General features: G+C 66.0%; 1 pseudogene. It reads right to left on the reverse strand.

Features of this window, described 5'->3' with window-relative positions:
* Positions 1 to 46: 46 nt before the first annotated feature.
* Positions 47 to 462: pseudogene (locus tag F8279_RS29905) on the reverse strand (sialidase); the annotation flags it as partial.

The following is a 462-nucleotide window of genomic DNA, read 5'->3' on the forward strand; positions in this document are numbered from 1 at the left end:
CCGGCCGACCCGGTCCCGGAGGATCGGGCCGGCGCGGGCGCCCCGGTCAGGGGTAGGTGGTCAGGTACACCTGCTGGTTGGCCGCGTTCGCGGTGCCACCGGCGTTGTTGATTACCCGGTTGATGGTGCCGACGCCTCCGAGCGAGACGGTCACCATGTTCGTGAAGCGCACGTTCGGGTTGTTGGGCACCTCGAAGGCCCGCTCCTCCACGACCGCGGGATTGACGTTGAAGTAGCTGTAGCTACCCAGCCCGAACGCCTGGTGGCTGGTCACCGAATCGGCCACCTTGTACGCGGCGTAGCCCCGGGTCGACCCGTTCATCCAGGCGGCCTGGTTGGGCGGGTCGTACGGCAGTTCGTTCTGGTAGAAGTACGTCCGGCCGCCGTTGCCGTTCCAGATGGTCTGGTACTTCTGGTAGTGCTCGACGAAGAGGCCGTACATGGTCACGTTGTCGCCGGTGA

Origin of the sequence: Micromonospora sp. AMSO1212t, from assembly GCF_008868145.1 — a bacterium.
GTDB lineage: Bacteria > Actinomycetota > Actinomycetes > Mycobacteriales > Micromonosporaceae > Micromonospora > Micromonospora tulbaghiae.